The organism is Dactylosporangium fulvum (genome assembly GCF_025137375.1).
GTDB classification, from domain to species: Bacteria; Actinomycetota; Actinomycetes; order Mycobacteriales; family Micromonosporaceae; genus Dactylosporangium; species Dactylosporangium fulvum.
In genome coordinates this window covers 7803735-7828560 of the sequence record NZ_CP073720.1, presented here as the reverse complement: position 1 = coordinate 7828560, position 24826 = coordinate 7803735, and the positions used below count along the sequence as shown (strand labels likewise).

Annotated in this window: 7 protein-coding genes; 5 read left to right on the top strand and 2 right to left on the bottom strand. The window is 74.0% G+C overall.

The features are described from left to right. Positions 1-7 precede the first annotated feature (7 nt). Together Dfulv_RS35695 and Dfulv_RS35690 are read right to left on the bottom strand one after the other, a co-directional pair. The gene (locus Dfulv_RS35695) at positions 8-1909 is read right to left on the bottom strand and encodes a hypothetical protein (protein WP_259858236.1); all 1902 of its coding nucleotides are present in this window, start codon (positions 1907-1909) and stop codon (positions 8-10) included. A gap of 6 nt (positions 1910-1915) precedes the next feature. Next, on the bottom strand, positions 1916-2986 hold the full coding sequence (locus Dfulv_RS35690; RefSeq protein ID WP_259858235.1) for a hypothetical protein: 1071 nt from the start codon (positions 2984-2986) through the stop codon (positions 1916-1918). 230 nt (positions 2987-3216) lie between these two features. On the opposite strand from Dfulv_RS35690, the gene Dfulv_RS35685 reads away from it, so the two are divergent. The 5 genes from Dfulv_RS35685 to Dfulv_RS35665 all read left to right on the top strand — a co-directional run bounded on the left by Dfulv_RS35685 (position 3217) and on the right by Dfulv_RS35665 (position 24815). Then, a complete protein-coding gene (locus Dfulv_RS35685; RefSeq protein WP_259858234.1) occupies positions 3217-3576 on the top strand; it encodes a WXG100 family type VII secretion target in 360 nt (119 codons plus the stop codon). 38 nt (positions 3577-3614) lie between these two features. Then, positions 3615-3923 carry a WXG100 family type VII secretion target gene (locus Dfulv_RS35680; RefSeq protein ID WP_259858233.1) on the top strand — a complete coding sequence of 103 codons (309 nt, stop codon included), beginning with the start codon at positions 3615-3617 and terminating at the stop codon, positions 3921-3923. A gap of 133 nt (positions 3924-4056) precedes the next feature. Then, on the top strand, positions 4057-4455 hold the full coding sequence (locus Dfulv_RS35675; protein ID WP_259858232.1) for a YbaB/EbfC family nucleoid-associated protein: 399 nt from the start codon (positions 4057-4059) through the stop codon (positions 4453-4455). Next, the gene (locus Dfulv_RS35670; RefSeq protein ID WP_259858231.1) at positions 4448-4834 is read left to right on the top strand and encodes a hypothetical protein; all 387 of its coding nucleotides are present in this window, start codon (positions 4448-4450) and stop codon (positions 4832-4834) included. The genes Dfulv_RS35675 and Dfulv_RS35670 overlap by 8 nt, the downstream gene beginning before the upstream one ends. A gap of 64 nt (positions 4835-4898) precedes the next feature. Beyond that, positions 4899-24815, top strand: coding sequence for a glycosyltransferase (locus Dfulv_RS35665; RefSeq protein WP_259858230.1), 19917 nt, complete (start codon positions 4899-4901; stop codon positions 24813-24815). Positions 24816-24826 lie beyond the last annotated feature (11 nt).

The window sequence follows — 24826 nt, the reverse complement described above, 5'->3', positions numbered from 1 at the left end:
CGACGGATCAGGCGCCGCCACCAAGGACGGTCGGCGCCTCCGGGCGGTAGGCCCTCGTGTCCTGCTGTTTCGCGACCACGCCTCCACCGGGCGTCTCGACGCTGAACGCGACGTCGTCGGTCACGATCCGGTTGCCGGACTCGTCGGCCTCGGACCCCGTGCCGGACCCGTCGCGGCGGGCCTTGCGCGCCGTCAGCTCCGGCGACACCGTCGGGCCGGCCTTGATCCGCGACTGCCCGCCCGAGCGAGCGCCGGTCGCAGCGGCCCGCCCGCGGAGCTTGACCTCCTCGAGCTTCGACACCGCGGCACCCGTCGGCGGCAGCTCCGGAGCGTCGAGAATCGGCGCGGCCACGTCGGAGCGGGCGGCCTCCACCCCGACCCAGTCGGAGTTCGGGACCGGCTGACCGGGTTGGCCGTTGCCTGTCGCGGTTTTGCGTGTGGTACGCGACCCGGGCTGCCCCGGCGGCAACATCGGGCTCTGCGATGGGGCTTTGAGCACCGGCGGGGCGGCCCCGGCAGGGCGCAGCGGCGACGTGGTGCCTGCCGCCTGCCGGGACTGCGGGTGCAGCTCCGACTGGCTGCCGGGCTTGCCGCTCGCACCGCGCTGCTTGTTGTTGAGGACCGGCGGGACGGTGCCGGACTGCTGCCGCGCGAACGGTTCCTCGACCCCGCCCTGCCGCGTGATGCCGTTGAGCTTCTCCTGCTGCCTGCCCGTGCCTGCCGGGTTGGCGCGCGGATTCTGCCGCTGGGCGCCGTTGGACATCGGCGGTGCCGGCGGGGTCGAACCTGGGGAGCGCAGCGCGCCGGGCGTCATGTCGCCGGTCGGGGCGACCATGCCCTTCGCCTGGATGAGGCCCGGGTTGAGGCCCTTCGGGGCGAGCTTGGCAAACGGCGACGTGACGTTTGGGTTGAGGGTCGTCGGCTTCGCCAGGGGCTGCCCGGGCGGGCGGACACCGGGCGGCAGCACCGGCGGCACGATCGTCGGGTTGGGCAGCCCGCCCGGCGGCAGCACATTCGGCGGGTTGGTGACGTTGAGCACCGGCTGCAGCGGGTTGGTCGAGACCGGATTCGGGATGACCGGCGGGTTCTTCTGCAGGTTGAGCAGGCTCTGGTTGAGCCCCGGCGGCGGACCGCCGGGCATGCCGCCGGGCGGCCCTCCGGGGCTGATCGGGTTGGGCTGGCCGATCGGCGTCATCAGTGCGTTCATCGGGAAGAACGGCGCGCCGTGGCCGTTGCCGATCGTCGAGTAGGTCTGGAAGATCTGCTGCGCGGTGCGGTGCGCGAGCCCCTGCGCCTCGCGGGCGAACTCCTTCTTCTTCTCGTTGATCTGCTCGATCGCGTCACGCTTGTTGGCGTTGTCGTAGTCGGTCTGGTCGCCGCCGGGGATCAGGTTGTAGTGCCAGAACCAGTTGCCGAACGTGCCGTCGGTCTCCGACGCCTTGTCGATGGCCGCCTTGTACCGGCTCCACATCCCCTCCATCTCCGTGCGCGCGGCACGGACGATGGTGACCTGTGCGCGCAGCGCGGCGACGTTGTCGAGCGCCGAGTCCATCCATGACTGCAGATAAGCCAGCATCTTGCCCGGCCCCTCGGTCATGAACTTGTCGCGGGCGTCGCCGTCCTTCCAGTCCTTCTCATACAGGTCGTTGCTGGTCTGCAGGACCTGCTGCTGGATGCCGAAGAGCAGCTGCCACGCCCGGTGCCACTGGTCGGCCAGCGCGGAGATGTCCTCCGGGTGCTGGTTCATGATCTGCCGGCGGATGTCCTCGATCCACGGGCCGTTCTCGCCGTCGTTGGGCGGGTTGGTGAACTCGACGTCGAATCGATCGGGCACGTTGTACCACATGCCGGATCCGGAGGGGCCGGCGTGCGGCATCTCCGCGCGCATGTACCGCCAGTCTTCAGCCACGGGGCATCACTGCGGCCTGAGCTGGTTGATCTTGTCCTGGGCGGGCTGCTCGCCGGCGCCGACCACACCCTCGGTCTGCTCGCCGATCTGCAGGACCTTGGGGTCCTTGCCGGTCTGCGTCGTGGTGATGGTCTGGCTGTCGTCGGCGTTGGTGACCACGCTGTTGCCGGTCGTGTTGTTGCCGTCCTTGTCCTTGTTCTGCGTGTGCGTGCTCGTGACCTCACCGTCGGTGTAGGTCGTCGTCTGCGTCTGCGAACCGGTCACCTGGCCGTCGTTGCCGTAATAGGTGGTCTGCCTCTGCATCGTGTTGCCCGACGTGACAAATGCCGTGGAGTCCGCCCGGCTCGTGCGCGTGTAGCCCGCGCGCTCCTCGGCCGTCTTCCCGTTCGGGTTCGGCGGATAGGTCACGATCGTCGTGGTCACCGTGCCGCCGGTATACGGGTCGACCCTGGTGATGATCTCGCGGCGCACGCCGTCGGTGCTGACGGCGACCTTGTGCTGGCCCTGCGCGTCGGTGAAGGTGCCCTGGTCGGTCCAGCGGACCACCACGCCCGACGCGGCACCGTTGCCGGAGCTCATGTTCTCGCTGTAGGCGTCCTGCCAGGTCTTGACCTGCCTGAGCCATTCCTCCGGATAGCCGGCCGGCCGCTCGGCCTTGCTGTCGCCATAGGCGAACTTGACCGCGTTGATGTCGGCGGCGGACCAGCCGTCGGTGCCGGCATAGGCGTTGGCGATGGTCTGCGCGGCCGAGCCGGTGTTCATCAGCCCCTGTGCCAGGAACGACAGATACTGCTGCAACTCGTTGTAGTTGGCCAGCATCAGATGTGCGGTGTAGGCACCCTCGGGCAGCGAGCCGGGCGCCCACGCGTTGATCGGCATGGTGCCGAGCAGGTTGAGCTCCGGGACCTTGCCGCGGAGGTTCTCCATGATGATCTTCATGTTGTTGGCGAAGTCAGCCATGCCGTCGATGTCGGCGTCGATGTTCTTGTGGCCGGCCTCGAGCCACGCCGGATTCGTGTTGGCGGTGGTCTGAGACCGGTACGGGTTGTAGGGCACGTCGTCGTGCGGCTCAGCCAAGATCTCTCCCCCGTCGATCCGTGCCTCTGGTCCATCGCCCGAGGCGCTCCGGCATCCTCGTCCAGATCGAGCGTAACCGGACAGAGCCACAATGGATAACCCTGTCCGACTGGACCGACCTTGAACTGGGGCGCTACCGTCTGGTACGCCGCATTATGGTGGGTTGTATCGATCCATCGCTCAGCGAGCTTCCCCCGGGGAGCCACAGCAGAAAACGGGGTGAGACGAACTTGACGGACACACCAGGTGTGGGCACGGTCCACGCGACCCAGGACCAGCTCAACACGATGGCCAACAAGTGCATGGAGACCCGCGAGAGCATCGCGACCGGCATGGCGCAGCTGCTGGACCGGATCAACGGCCTCAGCGGGGCAGGCATGTCCGGTGCCGCGAACAACGCGCTGCAGGGCTCCTCGGCCCAGCTCAACCAGGGCCTGACGAAGATGCTGAACGCCCTCGACGACCTCGCCGGGAAGATCAGCAACGCCTCCTCGACGTTCGGTGTCAACGACGAGGACGCGGCGAACGACATCCGGGCCGCGGCTGCCGCCACCGGCGACTCCACGGTCATCGCCGCCCTGCGTGGCTGACCCTTCCGCGACGAGACCTTCGAGAGGCAGGAACATCCATGGGAGCGGGATACGGCGCTGACGGCGCCATCACCTACAACTTCGGCCAGATCGCGGACGTGGCGACCGCCATCGGCACCTACACGGGTGCGGTCGAGGGGTCCCTCGAGGACCTCTACACGCAGTTCACCCAGCTCTTCGCCTCCGACTGGCACGGCGCCGCCGGCCAGGCGGTCGACGCCGCCCGCACCGAGTGGAACTCGGGCATCAGCGACGTCAAGGCCGCCCTGTCGCAGGTCGGTGTGAAGCTGGGCGCGTCGGCCGAGCGGATGCAGGCGGTCGACAAGCAGATCGCCGCGGGCATCTGACCGGTCCGTTGGACCGGTCACGGAGGACGTGACGAAGACCGCCGGGGTTCCGGGGCGGGGCTGCGCCGGAGCCTCGGCGGGTGCACACTTGGACACCCGAGGCACAGTGATCGCGGCTTGACGGGGAGGTGCCGTGGATCGTCCCAACTGGGGCGCGATCGAAGGGATGCTCGCCGACCTCAAGCGGGTCACCAAGGAGTTGCCCGACATCCAGCGCAAGGCCCTCGAGGTCACGGGCACCGCGTGGTCGGACGACCGCACGGTCAAGGCCGTGGTCGGCCCGCGCGGGCACCTCATCGAGCTCGAGATCGACCCTCGGGTCTACCGCAAGCCGAACTCCAAGGAACTGGCCGCGACGATCGTGGCCACCGTCCGCAAGGCCATCGAGGAGTCGGCGCGGCAGGCGCAGGAGATCTACGACGAGGCACTGCCGTCGGACATGCGCGCGGCCCGGGCCGGCGGCATGGACATCAACAAGCTGATCCAGAGCCACGATGCCGACATCCGGCGACAGGGAGACGACGATGGGTGACTACGTCATTCTCGGCAGCACCGCCGCCGACCTGCTCAACTCGGCACAGAAGATCAAGGACCTGGGCGGCCGGCTCACCAGCACCATGTCGAATGCGATCGCCCGGATCGACCCGCTGGACCAGACGGCGACCTTCGGCGGCGACGACTTCGCCGAGAGCTTCCTGCACGGCGAGGGCGGCGAAGGCGGTTATCACCAGTTGGTCCCGTCCGGCATCGGTGACGAGCAGACGACGGCCAACCAGGCCGTGAAGACCAACGCCCGCAAGCTCGGCGAGGGCATGACCAACCTCGGCCAGCACGCGCTGGACGCCATGTGGGCCTACACGGCGACCGACGACGACAGCGCCACCGACATCGGCAACGCCGCCCGCACCTGAGTGACCTGGGCACCGGCTTGACGACACACGTGCGCCCGGCGCGCCTGCCGGCGACCCGGCGGGGGTGACGGTGGAGAACGTCATCGACACCATCATCGGATGGTTCGTCGAGCTCGAGGAGCACATCCCGGGTGCCGGCAACTTCGCCCGCGACCTCGTCATCGGCAGGGTCCCCGAAGCCGACAAGGAGAACATCTACGCGCTGGCGAGGCATTACGCCGACGCCGCCAACGAGCTCGCCGACCTCTACGAAGAGGTCTCCCACGTCGCCGACGCGCTGATGGAGAACTGGGCCAGCCAGGGCGCGGTCGAGTGGACCGAACAGTGGCTGAACTACCTGCGGGCTGTCGGCGCCACCCTGGAGGGGCTCAGCTCCCTGTCGCAGAGTCTGGACGGCTTCGGCTTCCAGATCGAGCTGCAGGAGTTCATGGTCGCGCTGAACCTCATCATGCTCGGCGCCCTGCTCGTGCAGCTCATCATCGCCGCGTTCTTCTCCGGCGGTGCCTCGCTCAGCGGTGTGGTCCCGGCGTTCCTCACCACCGGCAGGCTCATCGGCATTGCCACCACGAAGACCCTCACGGCGATCGGTCAGATGACGCTCCGGGTGGCGCTGAGGAGCCTGACCCCGTTCCTGGCACGTGTCGCGCCGACGCTGGTGCGCACGACCACCCCCGCGCTGACCCGCGCCGCCCTGCCGGCGCTGGGCCGCGGCGCCCTGCCGGTCCTCGCCCGCTCGACGCTGCCGGCGCTGCGCACCGCGGGGACGACGTTCGCGCGCACCACGCTGCCCAACTTCGCCCGCAACCTCGGCACCGGCATCATGCGGGGGCTGCTGCCCAAGAACGTCATCGCCCGGCACGTCGCGGACCGCATGGCCAACCAGTGGCTGCGCTCGACGCTCACCAACGGGCTCGTCCGCAACACCATCGGCCGCAGCGTCGCCGCCGGGATCGGCCGGTCGGTCGGCTCCCGCGCTGCGACGATGGCCGCCGGCCGGGCCACCCGCGCCGCCTACGCCAGGGCCCTGGAGCAGCAGCTGGCCCGGCAGTTCGGCTCGCGGGTCGGCGGCCGCGCCATGGAAGGGGCACTCGGCCGCCTCGGCGTCGACGCGGCAGGTCAGCAGGCAGCCCGCAGCGTCCTCATGCAGCAGGCGGCGGCGCAGACGGCCAACGTGTCGTTCCGCATGGAGCTGGCGAAGTATCTCGGCACCCGCATCGCCATGGGCGGGCTGTTCATGGGCGGCGGCAACCTCATCGGTCAGCTGCACATCATCGACAAGCGCAACCTCGACCCGGGTCTGCTCGACCTGGATCAGGTCAAGGTGTACGCGGCGCAGGGTGCCCTGTTCGGCGCAGGCATGTGGGGCAGCCCGCTCGGCCACGCCATCGGCGGTGGTATGGCAGGCGGCCTCTTCAACGCCGCGACCGGTGAGAGCATCAAGGACGGCTTCCTGCACGGCGCGTTCGTCGGTGGTGTCTTCGGCGCCGCCAGCCACTTCACCGCAAATCCGGCCCACATGCCGATCAAGATCGGCCAGTCGGTGCACATCATGCCGGCGGAGCGCGGGCCCGGCTTCGTCACCAGGTTCGACACCCCGCAGGGCGTCAACGTCCCCGCGAGGATCGCCAACCTCAACGGCGTCGAGCAGTGGCACGCGCCGGGCCGCGGTGCCGCGTTCTTCCGCACCGAGGGCGGCACCATCCCCGAGGGTGGGCAGCTGCGCGAGTACGGCGTGATCGACCCCAACGGCAAGGTCCAGGTCCACCGGCACATCCTCGACCCGATCGTCGTGCCGGACCAGCCGCAGATCGCGCCCGGCTCGTCGGTCGGTGCCGGGTCACCGCCACCCCCGGGCGGCCCGGACGGTGGTGGCCCTCCCGGCGGCCCGCACCAGCCCGCCGGGCCGGCCATCCGCGGGCCGCAGGTCGACAGGGGTGTCCTGCGCGGCCCGGAGACGCCGGTCGACGGCGGCCCGGTGGTGCGCGGCCCGCAGACCGTGGTCGACGGCGGCGGGGTCGTCCGCGGCCCGGACGCCCTTGTCGACGGCGGCCCGCCGCGCGGCCCCGAGGTCCCGGCCGACCGCGGCGGGGTGGTGCGCGGCCCGGAGGCGTTGCGGTCCGCCGACGGCGGCACACTCGTCCGCGGCCCGGAAACCCCGGTGGACGGCGGCGCGGCCCGCCCCGGCGAAACCATCAGACCGGGCGAGTCCATCAGACCCGGCGAGACCGTCAGACTTGGCGAGACCGTCCGCCCCGGCGAGTCCATCAGACCCGGCGAAGTCATCAGGCCCGGCGAAAACGGCATTCCTGCCGAGACGATCAAACCCGGTGAGTCCGCACGGCCAAGCGAAACCACAAAGCCCGGCGAGACCACCAGACTCGGCGAGACCACGAGGCCCGGCGAGACAACAAGGCCGGGGGAGAACGGCAGGCCCGGGGAGAACGGAAGGGCCGGTGAAGTCACCAGGCCCGAGGACGGCACCGCAGCGGGCAGGAACGGCCGCCCCGCCGACGGCGGTGACCTGCCGCCGCTGCTCGACCGCCCCGGTGACGCAGGACCGGTCGACCGTGGCCCCGCCGGCACGGACCGCACCACCGGACCCAGGACCGACCCGGCACAGAACACGGCCGTCAATCCCGCACGGGATCCGGCGGCCGACCCGGTCACCACCGAACCGCCCGCCGCCGGTCGTGGCCCCGCCGAGATCCCGGTGGAGTTCCAGCGGCTGCGCGACGGCTATCCCGAACCGGCCGCGACAGGGCAGGTCACCCGGGCCGAGCCGCGCAACCTGACGCTCGGCCGGTCGTTCGGCGCCGACGTGGCAGGTGACGCCGCCGGGCTGCGCGGTGCCATCGACCGGGCCGTCGACCGGGTGCCCGCGCCGGCCGGTGCCGCTGGCCGCGGGCCGAACCTCGCCACGCCGTGGCAGGCCGTCCGGGTGGCGGCGCTCGGCGAAGGGCTGCACGGTGTGTGGTTCCGCGACGGTGGCCTCGCCGAGGTACGCATCGAGCTCGGCCGCAACCCCGGCGGCGCACGGATCCGGGTGGAGTTCCCCGAGCTGCGGTTCGACGACGGGGGACCGGGCCGCCCCGCCGGTCCGGTGCGGGTCGTCGTCGACGAACGGGTCGGGGCCGGCAATCCGGCGACCCGCCCGGCGGAGGTCGCGATCGGCCTGCGGCAGGCGCTCAACGTCGTCGACTCGTGGCTGAAGAGCCCGCCGGACGGCACGGCCGTGCCCGTGGAGACCGCGCGCGGCCCGCAGCCCCGCACCGGTGGTGCACTGCCGGAGCAGCTGCGCGACGCCACGGACACCTCCGTGCCGCCGGGCCGGGGTGCACCCGCTCTGCCAGACGGCCTGCCCGATCAGGGGCCGGACCCGATCACGGGCCGCCCGCCGGCGCCGGGCACGCGGGTCCCGCCGCGGATCATGCCGGTCGAGGTCGAAGGGGTGCCGCCGCGCGACGGGCTCTCGACGCCCGAGGGGACGCGCGACGCGTTCAACCGGTACATCGACGACATCCTCGGCAACGCACAGCCGGACTCGCCGGTGCGCATCACGCTCGAGAAGCACGGGCTGGTGGCGCACTTCCCGGACGGGCACTCGGTGTGGTTCACCCCGCAGGTCAACTCGATCCTGGCGGGCGGGCACCCGGCGATCGTGCGGCCCGAGATGGTCTGGGTGGGCGAACGCTGGGTGCAGACCGGACCGGCAGTGGTCGCGGTGCCCGCGTCCGGGCTGCACCAGCTGCCGGCGGCGTGGCGGGCGCTGCACGACTCGGTGCACGACCTGATACCGCCGTCGAAGGCCACGCCGGACGGCCCTGTCAGGGTGCCGGACAACCCGGTGGAGACGCCGGCGCGGACCGCCGACCCGGTGCCGGTGAAGCCGTCCGAGCCGGTGCCCGTCGTCGGTGCTGAGCAGGTGCGGGTCCGGGACACCACCCCGGCCGGGTCGCCGCCGCCGCGGGAGATCACCCCGGAGTGGGTGGGTGCCCGGCTCGCCGACAGGTCGACCCCGCCGGAGCTGGCCCGGCAGATCCAGGACCACCTGACCGACGGCGGCACCCCGAAGTCGAAGGCGGAGATCGACGCCGCCCTGCAGCGGCTGCGGGAGGAGGCGGAGGCCGCCGTCGAGCTCGAGCGCGCCGACCGGCCGCCGCGGGTCAGCGAGCACTACGGAACGCGGTACCGCAACGGCGAGCAGCTCACCGACAACGTCCGGGAGCTCGTCGACCAGGCCAAGGCGCGGCTGGAGCGGACGTTCGAGCCGTCGCCGCGGCTCACCGAGCGGCTCGAGGCGCTGGACGCGGTCCGGGCACAGGCGGACCGGCTCGACGCGCTGCTGCGGGAGGCGCGGGCGACCGGCGACCTGGCCCCGGTCCGTGACGGGGTGCGGGAGCTGAGCCGGCAGGTCCGCGAGTACGGCGACCGGCACACGATCGTCGAGCACGACCAGCACCAGCGCCGTCCCAAGGTCGACGAGGCGTGGCGCGACCTGCACGGCGTCGACCCGCTCGACGCGGTGGAGATGGTCAACCGGCAGACGGCGATCGACCCGGTCACCCACCGGTTCCACCCGATGGACCGGGCGATCATCGGCGCGGCCGTCGAGCGGGTCATGCCCCGCGACGTCGCCGACGCCGTCATCGGGCAGCTCGACCGGGCGGTGCCGCTGCACGAGGTGCACGCGAGGGAGCTGCTGTCCGCGCGGGAGTACCGCAACATCGAGCACCACATCCAGGGCAACGTCAAGGGCCTCTACGACGGCAGGCTCGAGCGGCTGCTCATCCGGCCGGACAGGTCGCTGATGGAGGTCGCGTCGACGGCGGTGCACGAGACGACGCATGCGCGGCAGCCCAGCTGGTCCCGGGAGGTGGCGGCCTTCCGCCAGGAGATCGCGGACCCGTACGCGCAGGACGTCGCGATCGCCCAGCGGCTGTTCGAGCGCGAATACGCGGCGTTCCAGCAGCAGCGCCAGTTCCTGGAGGGGATGGCCGGCAGCCGGACGGCGGCGCAGCTGGCCCGCGACGGGCACGACGCCGCGGTGCCGCGCGACTACCAGTGGCTGCTGGAGTCCGACAGCCGGGTCCGGCAGCACATCATCAACGAGTACGTCCGCGCCCTGCCCAACGGCAAGCAGCTGGCCCGCGACGCGTTCGGTGAGGGCGCGGAGCTCGAACGCGGCCCGGCGGACGGCGGGTCCCGGCCGTTGCACGCCTGGCCGGACGTTGCATCGGGATATCGGGATGTACCACTCAGCGCCGCCGAACAGGCCCGCGCCAGGGTGACGGCAGGGCCGGACCCTGTGGTGCCGGGCCGGTCGGTGCTGTTCGACGGTGACGGGCGCCGCCTCGACACCCGTGCGCTCGCCCCGGACGGCGTCGCGTTGTGGGGCATGGGCACCGACGGCACGTTCCTGGTGGTCGGGCCGGACCGTTCCCCCGGCAGCCTGGGGATGCCGCTCGCCGGCTACGGCAAGATCGCCGTCGTCGACGGTGTGGTCCAGTTCCTCTCCGGCGAGCGGATCGCACCCGAGTACCTGCACCAGGTCACCGACGTGCTGGGCCGGGCCGGGATCGACCTGTCGTTCAAGGTGGCGCAGCCGCGGGTGGATCCGGTGCGGCTCGACGGCGCGGCTCGGCAGGCCGTCGAGGACGTGGTGGACCTCTACGCCGCCCGCGTCGACGCGGCGGTCCCCGGCTCGCGGGTCGAGGCCCTGCCGGACGGTCAGGTGCGGGTCACGGTCCCCGGCCGGGCACCGGTCGTCGCCGACCTGTCAGGGGTCGCCCAGTCGCTCGCCGGCCGGCTGCACCCGGAGCAGCTGCGCACGGCGCTCACCGAGTGGCTCGACACGTCCGTGGCGGACGGGCTCGACCGTGCCGCGCCGGTCGACCGGCTCGCCGGCGGCGCCCGTGGCCCGGAGCAGGTCCCGGCGATCGCCGACTCGGTGCGGCGGGGCCTGCCCGCGGACGCCCGGTGGAGCGTGTCGGCCGGTGCCGACCACGTCGTGGTCCAGCCGGAGAAGGGCCGGCCGATCGTCTTCCGGACCGCCGCCGAACCCGTGCCGCGCGCCGGTGAGCTGCCGGCGGCCGAGCCTTCAACGCCGGTGCGCACGGCCGCGACCGTGGTGGGGAAGCCGGCCGTCGAGGTCGTCGTGCCGGAGTCGGTGTGGCACGACGCGGCCCGGCTCGACAGGTTCACCGCACGCGCCATCGAGGCGCACGCCGTCGACGTCGCCGGCACCCGCAGCAAGGTCAGCGGGTTCGTCAACCGGCTCCTGGGCCAGGACAGCGAGCAGGCCGGCGCGCTGCGGCCGGAGGGCCGGGCGTTCAAGCTCAACGGTGACGACAGGCAGCTGCTCGCCCAGCTGAAGGTGCTGTCGGAGGCCCTCGAGCAGGCCCCGCCGGGGCAGCGCGGCGTCATCGCCCGGGAGATGCTCGAGCTGGACCGGCAGATGTTCAAGCGGCCGGGGCAGTCCGGCGCACATGTGCAGTACAACCTCGCCGAGGACGCCCTGCCCGGCATCACCGAGACCATCGAAGGGGTCCGGCGCACCTATGGCACCCAGCATCTGGAGCCGCCCGCGTTCGTGCCCGGCACGCGGCCCGGCCCGGAGCTGGCAAGCCTGCCCGACCTTCCGCGCTCCCCGGAGCTGACCGGGGCTCTCCTCGAGGCGGCCGACGGCGGCCGGACCTGGGTCAGCACCCCGCCGCCGGAGGTCGTGGCGCGCGCCGGCCGGTTCGACTCGCACGCCGGCGACGCGCTCACCGGCCACGTCCGGGGGCTGCTGCAGGCCGCCGCCGACCCCGCCTACTGGACCGACGGCCGGCCGCCGCGGATCGAGCTGCGCGCGCCCGACGGCATCGAGCTGCAACTGGCCCGGCGGCTCGAACACGTCCGCGAGCCTGTCGACACCGCGTTGTTCACCGACGCGGCCGGCAACCCGGTGCCGGTGCCGCGGGTCGAGGTCACCGGTCCGCGCACGCACGACTCGCTGCCGACGATGCGGCTGGAGGAGGAGATCCGCCTCCAGGACGCCCGTGACGGCGTGCCGTACTTCGACGCACAGACCCGCGCGTCGATGGAGATCCACCTGCGTGACGGGCTGTGGTACGACGCCGAAGGGGTCCCGCTGGACGGGCTGTACCACTTCGTCGTCGAGCCCGGCACGCTGCGGACCTACGCGCTGCACGAGTCGCAGATGGGCCGGCTCAACGCGAAGCACGCGTCGTTCCTCGCCGGTGGCGACACCCTGTCGGCCGGTGAGTTCGTCGCCGTCAACGGCCGCCAGGTGTCGGTGAGCGGCCGCAGCGGGCACTACGTCCCGACCGTCGACCACGCCTGGATGCTGGCGGAGAAGGCCCGCGAGGGCGGTGCCGACGTCAGCATGTTCGACGTCGAGTCCGGTGCCAGCGACAGCAGTCGCTACAGCCGGCTGCGCGGTGAGCAGGCGTTCACGGCGGCCGTCGGCGAGATCGCCAGGCCCGGTGAGATCCCCGGCGTCGCGCGGGTCGACCGCGTCACCACGAGCCCCGTCGCCCGGCAGGACGAGCTCGGCGTTCCCGGTGCGGTGCTGCGGGTGACGACGACCCGCGGCGTCACGTTCGACGTCGACGTGTCCAACGTGCACAACCTGCTGTCGTCGAAACGCCCGGCCGGTGAGGACGCGCTGTCGTTCGCCTCCGACCGGCAGGTGTTCACCGGCGACGACCAGCTCGCCTGGCTCGGCGCGGACCTGCTGCGCGCCCGGATCGAGCTCGGGATGGCCGAGACGGCCGGGCCGCCGCTGCCCACCCGCGACACCGGCGGATCGGCGGCGCCGGCCCGGGTCGAGCCGCTCCTGCCGGACCTTCGGCAGCTGGTCGGTGAGCTGCTCGACGGCCGGATGCCGCCGGAGCGGGCCACGGCTGCCGTCACCGCCGTGCGGGCCGTCGGCGAGGGTCAGATCGACCGTGCCGCAGCCGCCCTCGGCGCCGAGGGCACCCCGCTGAAGGCGATGCGGGCCGAGGTCCTCGCGCGGTACCCGGCCGTCATCGACCCGCTGGTCGCGGCGCGGCTGCAGGCGGACGGCCCGGCGCTGCTGGCTGCTGCCCGGTCGCCGGAGCAGCTCTACGACATGCTGCGCGAGGAGAGCACCCGGATCGGCAGGTCGTCCCCGTCGGGGGTGTCCGGGCTGACCGTGCCCGAGGCCGCCCGCGTCGTCGACGGCCTCGACGCCACGGCGGGCGCACCCGGCCGCGGGCACTACAGCTCGCAGGTCGACGCATGGCTGGAGACACCGCTGGGGCGCGCTTACCACGAGGCCCGCACCGCGCTGGACGTGACGACGCAGGTGCCGTGGCGCGAACCGGCCGACAGTGCCAGGTTCGGCCCGCTGGAGCAGGCACAGCGACCCGCCGCCGGCCTGCCCGAGCCGATCCGGGCGGCGCTGGAGCGGTACCCCACCGCGGCCGGGCACAACGTCGACACCTACATCGATCACGACGGCCGCATCGGCGGCCGCGACGAGCGGGCCGACGCACTGCGGATCCAGGCGGCGATGCGCCCGGCCGGCGCGGACCTGCTGCTGCACGCGGCCGTATCGCCGGCCGCCCTCGGCCTGCCCGACGTCACCGGGCTCGCCGGGATGGTCGGCGCGACCGTTACGCACAAGGGGTTTCTGCCCGCGTCGGCGCACACACCGCTGCGGTTCGAGCGGATCCGGCTGGCGATCGAGGCACCGGCACAGACCCGGCTGACCGGGATCGGTGAGCTGACCGACGGGCCGGCCGACGCCGGCGTGCTGCTGGCCGCCGGGACCCGGCTGCGGCTCCTCGGCATCGAGCAGACCGGCGTCGACGTGTTCACCGTCCGCGCCCGGGTCGTCGGGCAGCACGACCCGGCGGCGCTGGCCACACCGCTGCTCGGCCACGACCGGATCGACTGGGCCGACACCCCCGGCGACCGCCCGCCGCAGCGGCCGGTGACCGCGACCGTCGTGCACGGCACGCGCTCGGAGGCCGACCGCCTTCCCGAGCCGGACCCCGCCCGGGTCGGCGGGTCGTTCTGGGAACGCGTCCAACCGACCGAGCCGCACCGGCTGAGCGACTCCGTCATCCGGGAGATCCGCCCGGTCCAGGTGCACACCGGCCCGGACGGCACCGTCGTCGCCGCCGACGTCGAGGTGCACCGCTGGACGGGCGAGCCGCTGCGGATGCGGGTCACCGCCGGTGACGTCGGCGACCTGCGGGCCCGCACGGAGGTCGCCGAGGGCGCCCCGGCGCGTGAGCCGGACGCGACCGTCGTGCTGTCGGACCGGCACGCCGACAGCCCCGACCTGCTCGGCACGTTCACCCACGAGACGTGGGAGGTCGACGCCCGGCTGAACCGCCGCGGATGGTGGGGACCGGCCGGCCCGGACCCGCGACCCGACGTGCTGACCGACCGCCCGGGCGCACCCGCCGGCGACCGGCTCTCCGACCACGACCGCGGCGGCGTCGGCGACGTGCAGGAGCGCGTCGGGCGGATCGTCGCGGAGCAGAGCCCGGCGGAGCGGGCGGCGCTGATCGCCGACCTGCGGGCGCACCTGCGGCACCTCGGGCTCGACGGGCCGAACGCCCCGACGCTGTGGCGGATGATCGACGCCGACGTGCCCGCCGAGAGGCTCTCCCCGGCGCAGCAGCAGCTGTACCTGAACCTGCGCGAACCCGGCTGGGAGCACGTTGCCGCCCTGCAACCCTCACCGTCCACTGTGGAACGCGGAGCGCCGCCGCCGCCCGAACCGGGGCCGACGCTGAAGGACCGGCTCCTCGGCCGGACCCCGCTGACCGGTCCGGAACGGGCCGTCCTTTCCGAGCTCACCACGGAGCTGCACGGCCGCGCCGCCGACGCCTCTGCCGACACACGGATCGGGCAGTTGCTGGACCGCCTCGGCCCCGAGTCCGCCGCCCGTGTCGTCGACCGGCTCCCCGCGGACCTGGCCGCGGCGGCCCGCGAGGTGGCCGACCCGGGTGCGCCGTGGCGCGCCGAGGCGGCGCGGCAGCGGCACGCGGAGGTGCAGGCCGCCGTCAACGGGGCGCTGCCCGAGCTGACGGCGGCGGGTCTTGTCGACCACGCCCGTCCGCACCCCGGCGGCGACGCCGTGATCGAGGTCCGCACCGCCGGTGGCGAGACGGTGACGCTGCCGGTGCACGAGCCCTTCGCGGCACTCACCGACCGGGCCGCCGGGCCGGCCGGTGAGTCGCTGCGCGTGCGTGCCGCGGCGGACCTTGCCGCGCACGTCGTCACCGCCCTCGGCGACCGGCTCGGCGTGCTCTGGGCCGGTGATGCCGACCTCGCCGCCGCCCGGGTCCTCACCCGCGGCCACGACGCGGCCCCGGCCGAGCTGCGGGAGGTCTGGCGCACTGCCCTGCTCGACCGGCTGTCCACATTGGACGCCGCGCGGCTCGACGCGCTGCGCGGCGAGCCGCTGCTCGACGGCGTCGCCGGGCCGCTGCACGGCCAGCTCGGCGAGGCGATCCTCGCCGAGACGTGGCCGCTGCTCGTCGGCCCCGACCCGGCCGCGCTCGCCGCCGGCGTCGCGCCGGGCCCGGCCGCCGGGTCGCTGTACCTGACAGGTCACGACGGTCAGGTCCGGCAGCTGCCGGCCGGGGACGTCGCGGCACTGCGCGACTGGCTGCGCTCCAGGCTCACCGACGGCGCCGACGCCGCGCTGCTGCGGGCCGAGGCCGCGGCGATCCTGGGCGCGGAGACCGACGTCTACGGCCGGGGCGGGCGCACCCGCGCCGAAGGTGCCCTGACAGCCCTGAGCCGCCTGCCGGACACCGTCGCCGAGCAGGCCCGTGCCGTCGCGGAGCGGGTCGTCGCGGACAACCCCGCCGACGCGTGGCGCCGCGACGTGCTGCCGCCCGCCGCACAGGAGCTGGCCGGTCACGCCCGCGACGCGGTGCGGGCGGCCCGTGCCGCCGACCGGACCGGTGACGGAGCCGACCCGTACGCGCCGCTGCGCACAGGGCAGGTCGCGGAGCAGGTGCGGGTCGCTGCAAGTACACCCACCGCAACAACCGTCACGGAACTCACCGGCACACTGGACCGGGCCGCGAAGGCCCTCGACGAGCGGGTCACCGCCCGGATCGAGGCCGCGCTGAAGGCCGAGGAGACCGCCACGGCGAAGGCGGCCGACCGCGACGCGGAGCAGGACCGGACCGACCGCAGCTCCGACGCCCGCGCCGAACGGGCCGGCGTCGAGGCCCGGCAGGCAGCCGACGAGGCCGCCCGGCACTACGCTGCGGCCGAACGGTTCTGGGCGGCCCGCGACGCCGCGACCGCCGCCCGCGACGCGTTCGAGTTCCTCCGGCTGGAGCTCGGCGGTAACGATCCGGCGCGGCTGCGCGAGTACGTCGACGCCGCCACGGCCGCGTTCGAGACCTACCGGCAGGCGGTGGCGGCGACCCAGCCGCTGCACGAGGTCCTGACGGCGGGCGTGCCCGGCGGCCGGATGCCGCACCTGGACGCGGTGACCGACACCGTCAACGCGCTGCTCGACGCCGCCGACGTCGACGTCGCCCTGCGACCCGACGAGGCCGACCGGATCCTGCAGTCGGTGTGGCGGCAGGCCGGCGGCGAGGACGGGGCCGTGTTCCCGGTCGGCATGGGCGCCGCCGAGGTCCGCGTCCGGTTCCACCCGGGCGACGCGGTCGAGGTGCCCCGCCCGCCGACCCGCTCGTCGGAGGTGATCACCGGGCACATGCCGCAGGCGACCGCCGGGCGGACCCTCGGCGCGGCCCTCAACCGCAACGCCGGCCCTGCGGTGGCGTTCCCGGTCGCCGCGGCCCTCGACGCGGCCATCGCCGACGGCACCCCCGGCGCGCTCGGCGTGGTCAAGGAGATCGCCCGGCACGCCACCCTGAACTTCGGCGGCGAGCTGCGCCGGCAGTTCTCCGTGCAGGGGTCCGGCAACGACTTCAGCCTCACCGGCGCCGTCGCGGACAACCGTGGCGAGTCGGCGCTGTTCGACGTCGACGGCCACTGGACCGTCCAGGTCCGGCCCGGCAGCCCCGGCGCGGTCTGGACCGACCCGGTCCCCGTTGGTGACCGCGCCGCCGGGCCGGCCGCCGAGCTGCGGCTGTGGGTGCCGCACCCTTACACCGAACCGGCGCTGCCACAGACGGCGACGGACACGCTGCCGGCCGGGCGGCCGCGGGCGGAACGGTTCCCGGAGCATGTCGTCACCGGGCTCACCGGCCTGGAACGGCTCAACGACACCGTCGTCGGCATGCTGCCGGAGCAGTACCGCCACGTCGGCGGGCCGATCCGCCAGCAGGTCCGCACCTTCGTCGTCGAGGAGCTGCCGGGACTGCTCGCCGACGCGATCAACGACCCGGCCGGGGTGCAGCGGCCGATCATCGACGGCGGCCGGGTCGTCGCCACCGTCACCGTGCACACCCGGGTCGTGCCCGGCTCGGCCGAGCTCGTCGGCACCGCGAGCGACAGGTACCACCAGGAGCGGCTGCGCATCGCGTTCTCCGGCGCCTCGGGGTCGGTGACCATCGGCGGCTCCCGGCAGGCGGACATCACCGCCGGGCCGCGCACCGACGCCGGCGAGCTGCCGTTCGGCACCGCCGGGCTGCAGGGCACCGTATCGCCCGGGTCGAGCGCGCGCGGCGGGATCAGCGTCGGCGGCACCGCCATCCACCCGAGCGTGCAGCGCTACTCCGGGCACACCCAGGGCTACCGGCTGAGCGTCGTGCACGACGTCACGGTCGAGCCGTCCGGGTGGGAACCGTCGCGGCCCGACATGCTGACCCGCTCGGTGGAGAGCACCGGGCTGTTCCGGATGCCGGAGCCGGAGGCGTACCGCTACGGCCTGCCCGTCGACAAGGCTGCTGTCGTGCACCGGCCCGACGGCAGCGTCGTCCTGCGCGACGACCCGGTGACCGGCGCGCCGCCGGACAGGGCGGAGCGTCTCCCGGACTGGATCGGCGCACGCGGCATCGACGGCGCCGGGCCCGCCCTCGTGCAGCGCCTGACCGGGGCCGACGCGCTGCGCCTCGATGTCGCCGCGAAGCTTGCACAGGACAACCTGCTGCCGAGACCTGACGCCGAGGGCAACCCGCGGCTGTCCGGCGAGCCGCTGCGCCGGGCCGCGGAGCAGGCGAACCTGCGGGCCTTGACCGAGATCTCCGCCGCCCGGCTGGAGGCCGCCTACGACCAGGCAGCGCAGGACGGCATCCTGGTCAACCTGGTCCGGCAGCGGCCCGGTCTCGCACCGGACCACGTCACGCTGCGGCTGCGGATCAAACAGGACTGGGACCGCGCCGAGCTGGTCGGGCACACCATCGCAGAGACCGTCGTCAACCTCGACATCGGCTCGTCGACGTTCGCGCGCACCGGCGGGCGGACCTCGACGCTAGCGGTCCGCGGCGAAGGCGTCGCCGACCTGACCCCCGGCGACGGTGCGGTCGTCCCCGGCGGGGCAGGTCTCGGCGGGGCCCGCACCGTGACCGGCAGCGCCGGCTGGCGCACCGGCAACACCGTCAACCAGGTGACCCTCGTCGAGGGCGGCCGGACCGCGATCTTCACCGTGCCGCACGTCCTCGAGGTCGTACGGGTCGACGCCCACGGCGGGGAGAGCTTCGTCGCGTCGCGGGACGGCTCGGCGCGGGTGCTGTTCCCCGCCGACCTGCTGCCCCGCGCCGGTGCGCCGGTCCTGCCGCCCGCGCCACGGACCGGACCCCCGACATCGCCGGCGGCGCTGAGCTGGGCGACCGTGCTGCACCTCGACGCCGCCGGGGTGTGGGACGCCGTCACCCGGGTGCTGCCCGACGGCGCCCGGCCGGAGTCGGCCGCACACGCCCACCTGACGTCGTTCGCCAACGTGCGCAGCCTGGTGGCCAACCCGGAGTGGCTGCTCACCGGCCACCGCACCGACCTCGCCGTCGACCCGCGCGGCGTGACCCCGCTGCGGGCCGGCCTGACCATCCGGGGGCGGGCCGGCGCGTCGCAGTTCGTCGGCGAGACTGACCTCGTCGTCGGCGACATCAACTTCACGATGGGCGCCGACGCGGTCACGTTCGGCCGGCAGGTCGGTGGCGACGCGGGCGGCTCGCTGCGCGGCGGGCTCGACCTCGGCGCCGACACCGACGTGGCCGGCGAACCCGTCGGCGACGCCGCCGTCGGCCTGCGCGGCTCGCGCAGCTGGTTCGACGCCGAGTCGCACACCTCGACCCGCATCTACGGTCGTGAGCGGCTGCGGATCCACACCAGCGGCAACGAGAAGCAGTACATCTACCGCATGCCCGTCGACCTGGAGATCACTGGCGTCGAGCACCACCCGAAGGTCCTCGGCGGCACCCGGACCGCGCACGAGAGCCTCCCGGCCCGCGACGTCGTCTACGCCATCCCGGAACGCGTCGCGCTGGAGCTCCACGTGGCCGGTGAGCACCCCGTCCCGGCCGACATGATCGCCGACGCACTGCACCGCTACAGCACTGGGCACCTGACGCTGGACCGCAAGGTCGTCGCCGGGCTCCTCGACCGGTACGGCACGCCGCCGGACCTGGCGACCGGCATCGCCTGGAAGCTTGGCGAGCAGTTCCCGGACGCGTCGGTGCCGAGGACGGTCACGGACCCGGCGGCCCGCATCAGCGCGATCATCCGCCAGGAGCAGGGACTGCCGGCGGTGCCGCCGGCGGAGGGTGCGCGGCGCCTCGCCGACCACCTCGGTCAGGCCCTCGGCCACAGCGTCCTGGAGCCCGCGATCCGCCTGTCGGCCCGCGACGGCCGCCCGGTCGAGCTGTTCCAGGAAGTCCTGGCCCGGGTCGAGCAGGTCGTGCCGGGCGCTGCCGGGCGGCTGCCCGGCCTGTGGCAGGGGCTGTCCGGCAGCCTCGCCGGCAAGCGCTGGACGGGGCAGCTCGACAGCATGCTGTCCCCGGAGGGGTTCACGGCCTCGTTCCCGGTGCCGTCCGGCCGGCTGTGGGTCGAGCACGTCACCGTCCGGATCACCGCCACGCTCGGCGCCGGCACGCCCATCGGCACCAGGCCGGACGTGTTGCCGATCCTGCAGGACTACGCGTACGCCCAGCATGAGCAGACATGGGTGAGCGGGTACGGGTACGGCACCGGCGGCAGTGGGCACGGCACCGCCCTGGACACACCGGAGGCCAGTGGCGGCACCAACCGCGGCTACACCAGGTTCGGCACCGTCGGCGGGCAGCGCACCGTCGTGCAGGGCCTCATGATCGCCGACGGGGTCGTGCGGATGCGCCGGCCGATCGAGATCCACATCGAGGTGTCCCGGTCGGTGCCGCACCCGCTGAAGCAGCTGCCGCGGCGGATGGCCGACCTGGTCACTCGGCACGGCGCGCCGGACAGCTCCTACGGCGTCGTCAGCGGCTCGCTGGTGCAGCTGGCCACCAGGGACCAGCTGGTGCCCCGCTCGTCGGCGGTCGTGGACGGCCCGGCCGACCCGCGGCAGCTGCCGATGCCGGACCGCTCCGTCGTCGAGACCGCCGACATCGGCCGCCTGCACGAGGTGATCAGCGACCGGCTCGCCGGCAAGGACCTGCTGGGCCGCGCCGGGCTCGCCGCCCGCGACGCCGACCTGCGCAGGCAGCTGTCCGCGCTGGCGCGCACCCCGGCCCTGGAACGCGTCGCCGGCCCCGGCGGGCACCCGTCGATCACGCTCAGCGACCCGGCCCGGGAGAACCGGATGGTCCAGGTGTGGGTCCGGGCCGAGCAGTCCCAGCTGCGGGTCACCTCCGAGATCGAGGTCGCCGAGATCCGCCGGGTCAACCGGTCGCAGCGCACCGTCGGCATCGGCGACGAACGGGCCCGGCTCGCCCTGACCGGCCGGACCCTCGCCGAGGACCAGGCGAGCCTCGGCGGGCTGAGCGAACGCTTCACCGGCGGCGCCGCGGCCGCCGAGCAGACGTCCGCGCCGTCCGGTGCCCGCATGGAGACCAGCGACTTCCAGGAGAGCTCCGCCCGCACCGTCACCACCCGCGTCGACTACCACCTGACGTTCGTCGCCAAGACCGTCGAGCCCGGCGGGCGGGAGACGATCGAGGTGTCCGTGCAGATGCCGGACGCCGCCACCGGCCGGGCGGTGCTCACCCTCTTCCAGCACGAGCTGGACGCCATCCGCGCCGGGCAGGAAGCCGGCGCCGGGACGGGCCCGCAGTGGCGGTTCGACCCGCGCGGCAGCACCGAGACGGCGCTCATCAAGCTCTCCACGACCGCGTCGCGGCACCCCGACGCCGCCGACCCGATCACCGCGGCGCTGCAGCTGGCCCAGGTCCGCCGCGCGGACGTGCTGCTGGACGTCACCGAGGCCGACGGGACCGTCCGCCGCTACCGGGCCGCCCCCGACGGCACGCTGCAGACCGACTTCCCCGACACCGGTTTCGCGACCGTCCGGGCGAGCGTCGACCCGGCGCTCGTCGAGCAGGCCCACCGGCACGGCCTGGACCTGCGGGAGGAGTTCCAGCAGTGGTCCCGCCACCCGGACGGGCACCGCACGTTCAGCGACGCGATCCGGGCCGCGCTCACCGACCCCGCCGCCGAGCTGCGCGGGATCGACTCGGAGCTCAGCGGCTGGGCGCCGCGCCCCGCCGATCCGTCCCGGCCGACCGCCGCGCAGATCCCCGGCGACGTGCGCACCTCGGTCGACGCCGTCGCGGTTGGCCTGCCGCGCAGCGACCCGCGCCTGGGTGACCTGCAGGTCATCCGCGCCGCCGCCGACAACGTCGAGGACCTGGCCGCCGCCGCCCGGCACGGCGGCGACCTCTCGCCGCTGAAGGAGGCCCTGCGGGACCTCAGCGACCGGATCCGCGCCTTCGGCGACGAGCTCGCCGACCCGCTCGACCCGGCCGGGCTGGCCCGGCGGGTGTTCGGCGTCGACCCGGACACGCACCGGTTCCACGTGCTCGACCAGGCCGTCGCCGTCGTGCTCGCGGAGCAGGTCCTCGACCCGCACTTCGCCGCCCGCTACGCCGAGGAGCTGTCCCGGGCGGTGCCGATGGACGGCGAGCACGCCGCCGCGGTGCTCGGCGAACGGGGCAGGCGGGTCGCGGCCGCGATGCTGGAGCAGGTCGCGCCGGGCGTGCACCGCTACGCCGGCTACAGCGAACGGGCCGGTGCGGTGTTCCTGCGGCCGGGCACGCCGTTCGTGGAGGCGGCGGCGAGCATCGTGCACGAGACCGAGCACGCGATGCAGCCGAGCCGTGAGGCCCAGCGCCGGGCGGCTTATGAGGGCCTCGCCGACAACGCCACCGCCGCCGACCAGGAGGCCGCCCTCGCCAAGGTCACCATCGACCGCGAGCGGCCCGCCCATGAGCGGCAGCGCGACTTCCTGCTCGGCCTGGAGCGGCTCGCCGCCGCCGACAACGCCGAGCTGGCGCCGCGGGCCCGCTGGCTGACCGACGGCTCCGACCTCGACGCTGGGCTTGCCGCGCGGTACCTGCACCCCGAGCCCAACGGCGCGGAGCTGATCAGTGCCGTGTTCGGCCCGGACCGCATCTCCCCGGCCGAACTGTTCTGGCACGAGCTCACCGACCGGGCCGCCGAGGTCGCCGAACGGCGCGGCACGGCGGTTGAACAGGAGCTGCGCCAGTTCGTCCTGCAACGGGTGATGGCCCGGGTGTTCACCGCCCACCCCGAGCACTGGATGATCAAGGGCGGGCAGACGCTGCTGGCCCGCTGGCCGGATGCCCGGGTCACCAGCGACATCGACCTCGTCGGTCACACCGGCGCGTCCCGTGCCGAGATGGTGCGCCAGTACACCGAGGCCCTGCAGCGCAGCCTCGGCGACCACCTGACCTTCACGCAGACCTACGAGGCGCCGCTGCAGCACGGCATGGGTGCCCGGCTCAAGCACGACGCCTACCTCAACGGCCGGTTCGTCGCCGAGGTCAGCGTCGACCTGGCCCCGCCGCGCAGCCGGCCGATGTGGGCACAGCCGGAGCTCGTCGACTTCCCCGAGCACATCATGCGCACCGGCGTGCCGGGGGAGAGCCCGCAGCTGCGGCTCATCTCGCTCACCGACACCCTCGCCCACAAGGTGTCCGGCATGTTCACCCAGGGCGTCAAGACCGCGCAGACCAAGTGCGGCGACTGCCTGCCCCGCACGGAGGGGACGTGGTCGTGCCAGACGGGGGACCTGCCGTACCGGGTGCAGGACCTCGTCGACACGATGATGCTGGTCGTGAACCGCCCGTGGGACGCGGCCGCGGTGCAGCGGATGCTGCTCGAGGAGTTCACGTGGCGGATCGAGCAGGGCGAGCCGCTGCGGGTGCCGGCCAAGTTCTACATCCCGAACCCGGAGTGGCACACCGGCTACGCGGAGTACGCGTCCGGCACGCCGGGCCTGCCGCTGCGGACCGTCGCCGAGGCCCTGCCGGTCGCGAAGGCGTTCCTCGACCCGCTGCTCAACCGCACCCGCGAGGCGACCGGCGTGTGGGACCCGGTGCGGCAGGTGTGGGCCGGTGCTGACCCGGTGCCCGCCGGTGAGACCGCCGTGGGCCGGCTGCGGGTCCTCGTCGTCGCACACGCCAGCGGCCGCGGCGCCGGGCTCGGCGGCCTGCCGGTCGCCAGTGGCGAGATCACCAGGGCGCTGGCCGCGCACCCCGGCGCCGAGGTCACCCTGCTCACTGTCGGCGAGACCGAACCGCACGGTGCCGCGGTGATCCGCTCCGTCCCGCCGAAGGAGGGCATGACCCCGCGTGAGCAGCTGTACGAGCTGAGCCGCCGCGAACAGCCCGACGCCGTCGAGGGCCTGCCACCGGCGAACAGCGACGCCTACGACGTGGTCGTCGGGCACTCCCGCTTCTCGAGCACCGCCGCCATGCAGATCCGCAACCGGTGGTACCCGTCGGCCGCACTCGTCGACGTGCTGCACATGCCGATCGAGCGGTACGCGCAGATCCAGGGCCGGGCCGAGCTCGGCGCCGAGTACGCCCGCCGCGAGGCTGTCGTCGTGCGCAACAGCGACCTCGTCGTCGGTGTCGGCCCGCTGCTGACCGCCGAGGCCCGCCACCTGGCCGAGGGCGCGATCCGGCCGCCGAGCTTCCACGAGCTCATCCCCGGTATCGAGCTGCTCGGCGACGTGAGCGGGCCGCCGCCGGGCGAGCGGATGCACCTGCTCTTCACCGGGCGGGCATCGGACCCGGTCAAGGGCTACACCGACCTGATCGCCACCGCCGCCGAGCTCGATCGCCGGGGGATCGCCGTGCAGGTGCGGGTCCGCGGTGTGCAGCCGGACGAGCTGGCGGTCCTGCTGGCCGAGGCGGAGGCCGCCGTCGGCAGCCCGGGCGTCGTGGAACTGCTGCCCTACACCACCGACCGCGGCGAGCTGCTGCAGGACATGCGGTGGGCACACGTGGCCGTCATGCCGTCGAAGGTCGAGGGGTACGGGCTGTCCGGCGCCGAAGCGGCAGCGCACGGCCTGCCGGTGCTCGTCACCGCCGAGAGCGGGTTCGGGCAGTTCCTGGCCGATGCCGGCCGGATTCCGGGCACCGCCGGCACGGCGGCGGTCGTGCCGGACGCCGGGCTCGCGGGCAACCGGTCGGCGCGGGCCGCGGTGTGGGCCGACGCGGTCGCCGAGCTGCGCCGCGACTACGTCCAGCGGCGCGTCGAGGCGGGCCGACTGCAGACCGTCCTGGCCGGGTACACCTGGCAGGACGCGGTCACCGGGCTGGCACAGGCGATCGTGGAGGCGACACCGGACGCGACCCACGACACGGTGCAGGGCCCGGGCGGCGCGGTCCGGCCGCACACACCCGGCACCGTTCCCGGTGTGGTGACCGGGCCGGCGTCGGCCGGTCCGGAGCCGGGCGGCACCGGGACGGCTGCCGGTGAGCCGGGTGGTCCCCGGCGTGGTGCCGGTGACGACGGTGCAGCCGGTGGGGTCGGTGGGGTCGGCGGCCCCGGTCGCTCCGCGGATCCCGGCCGCGGCGCGGACGGCGGGCGGCGTGGCGGCGAGCGCGGGCCGGGACCAGCGGCATGATGGACGTGGAC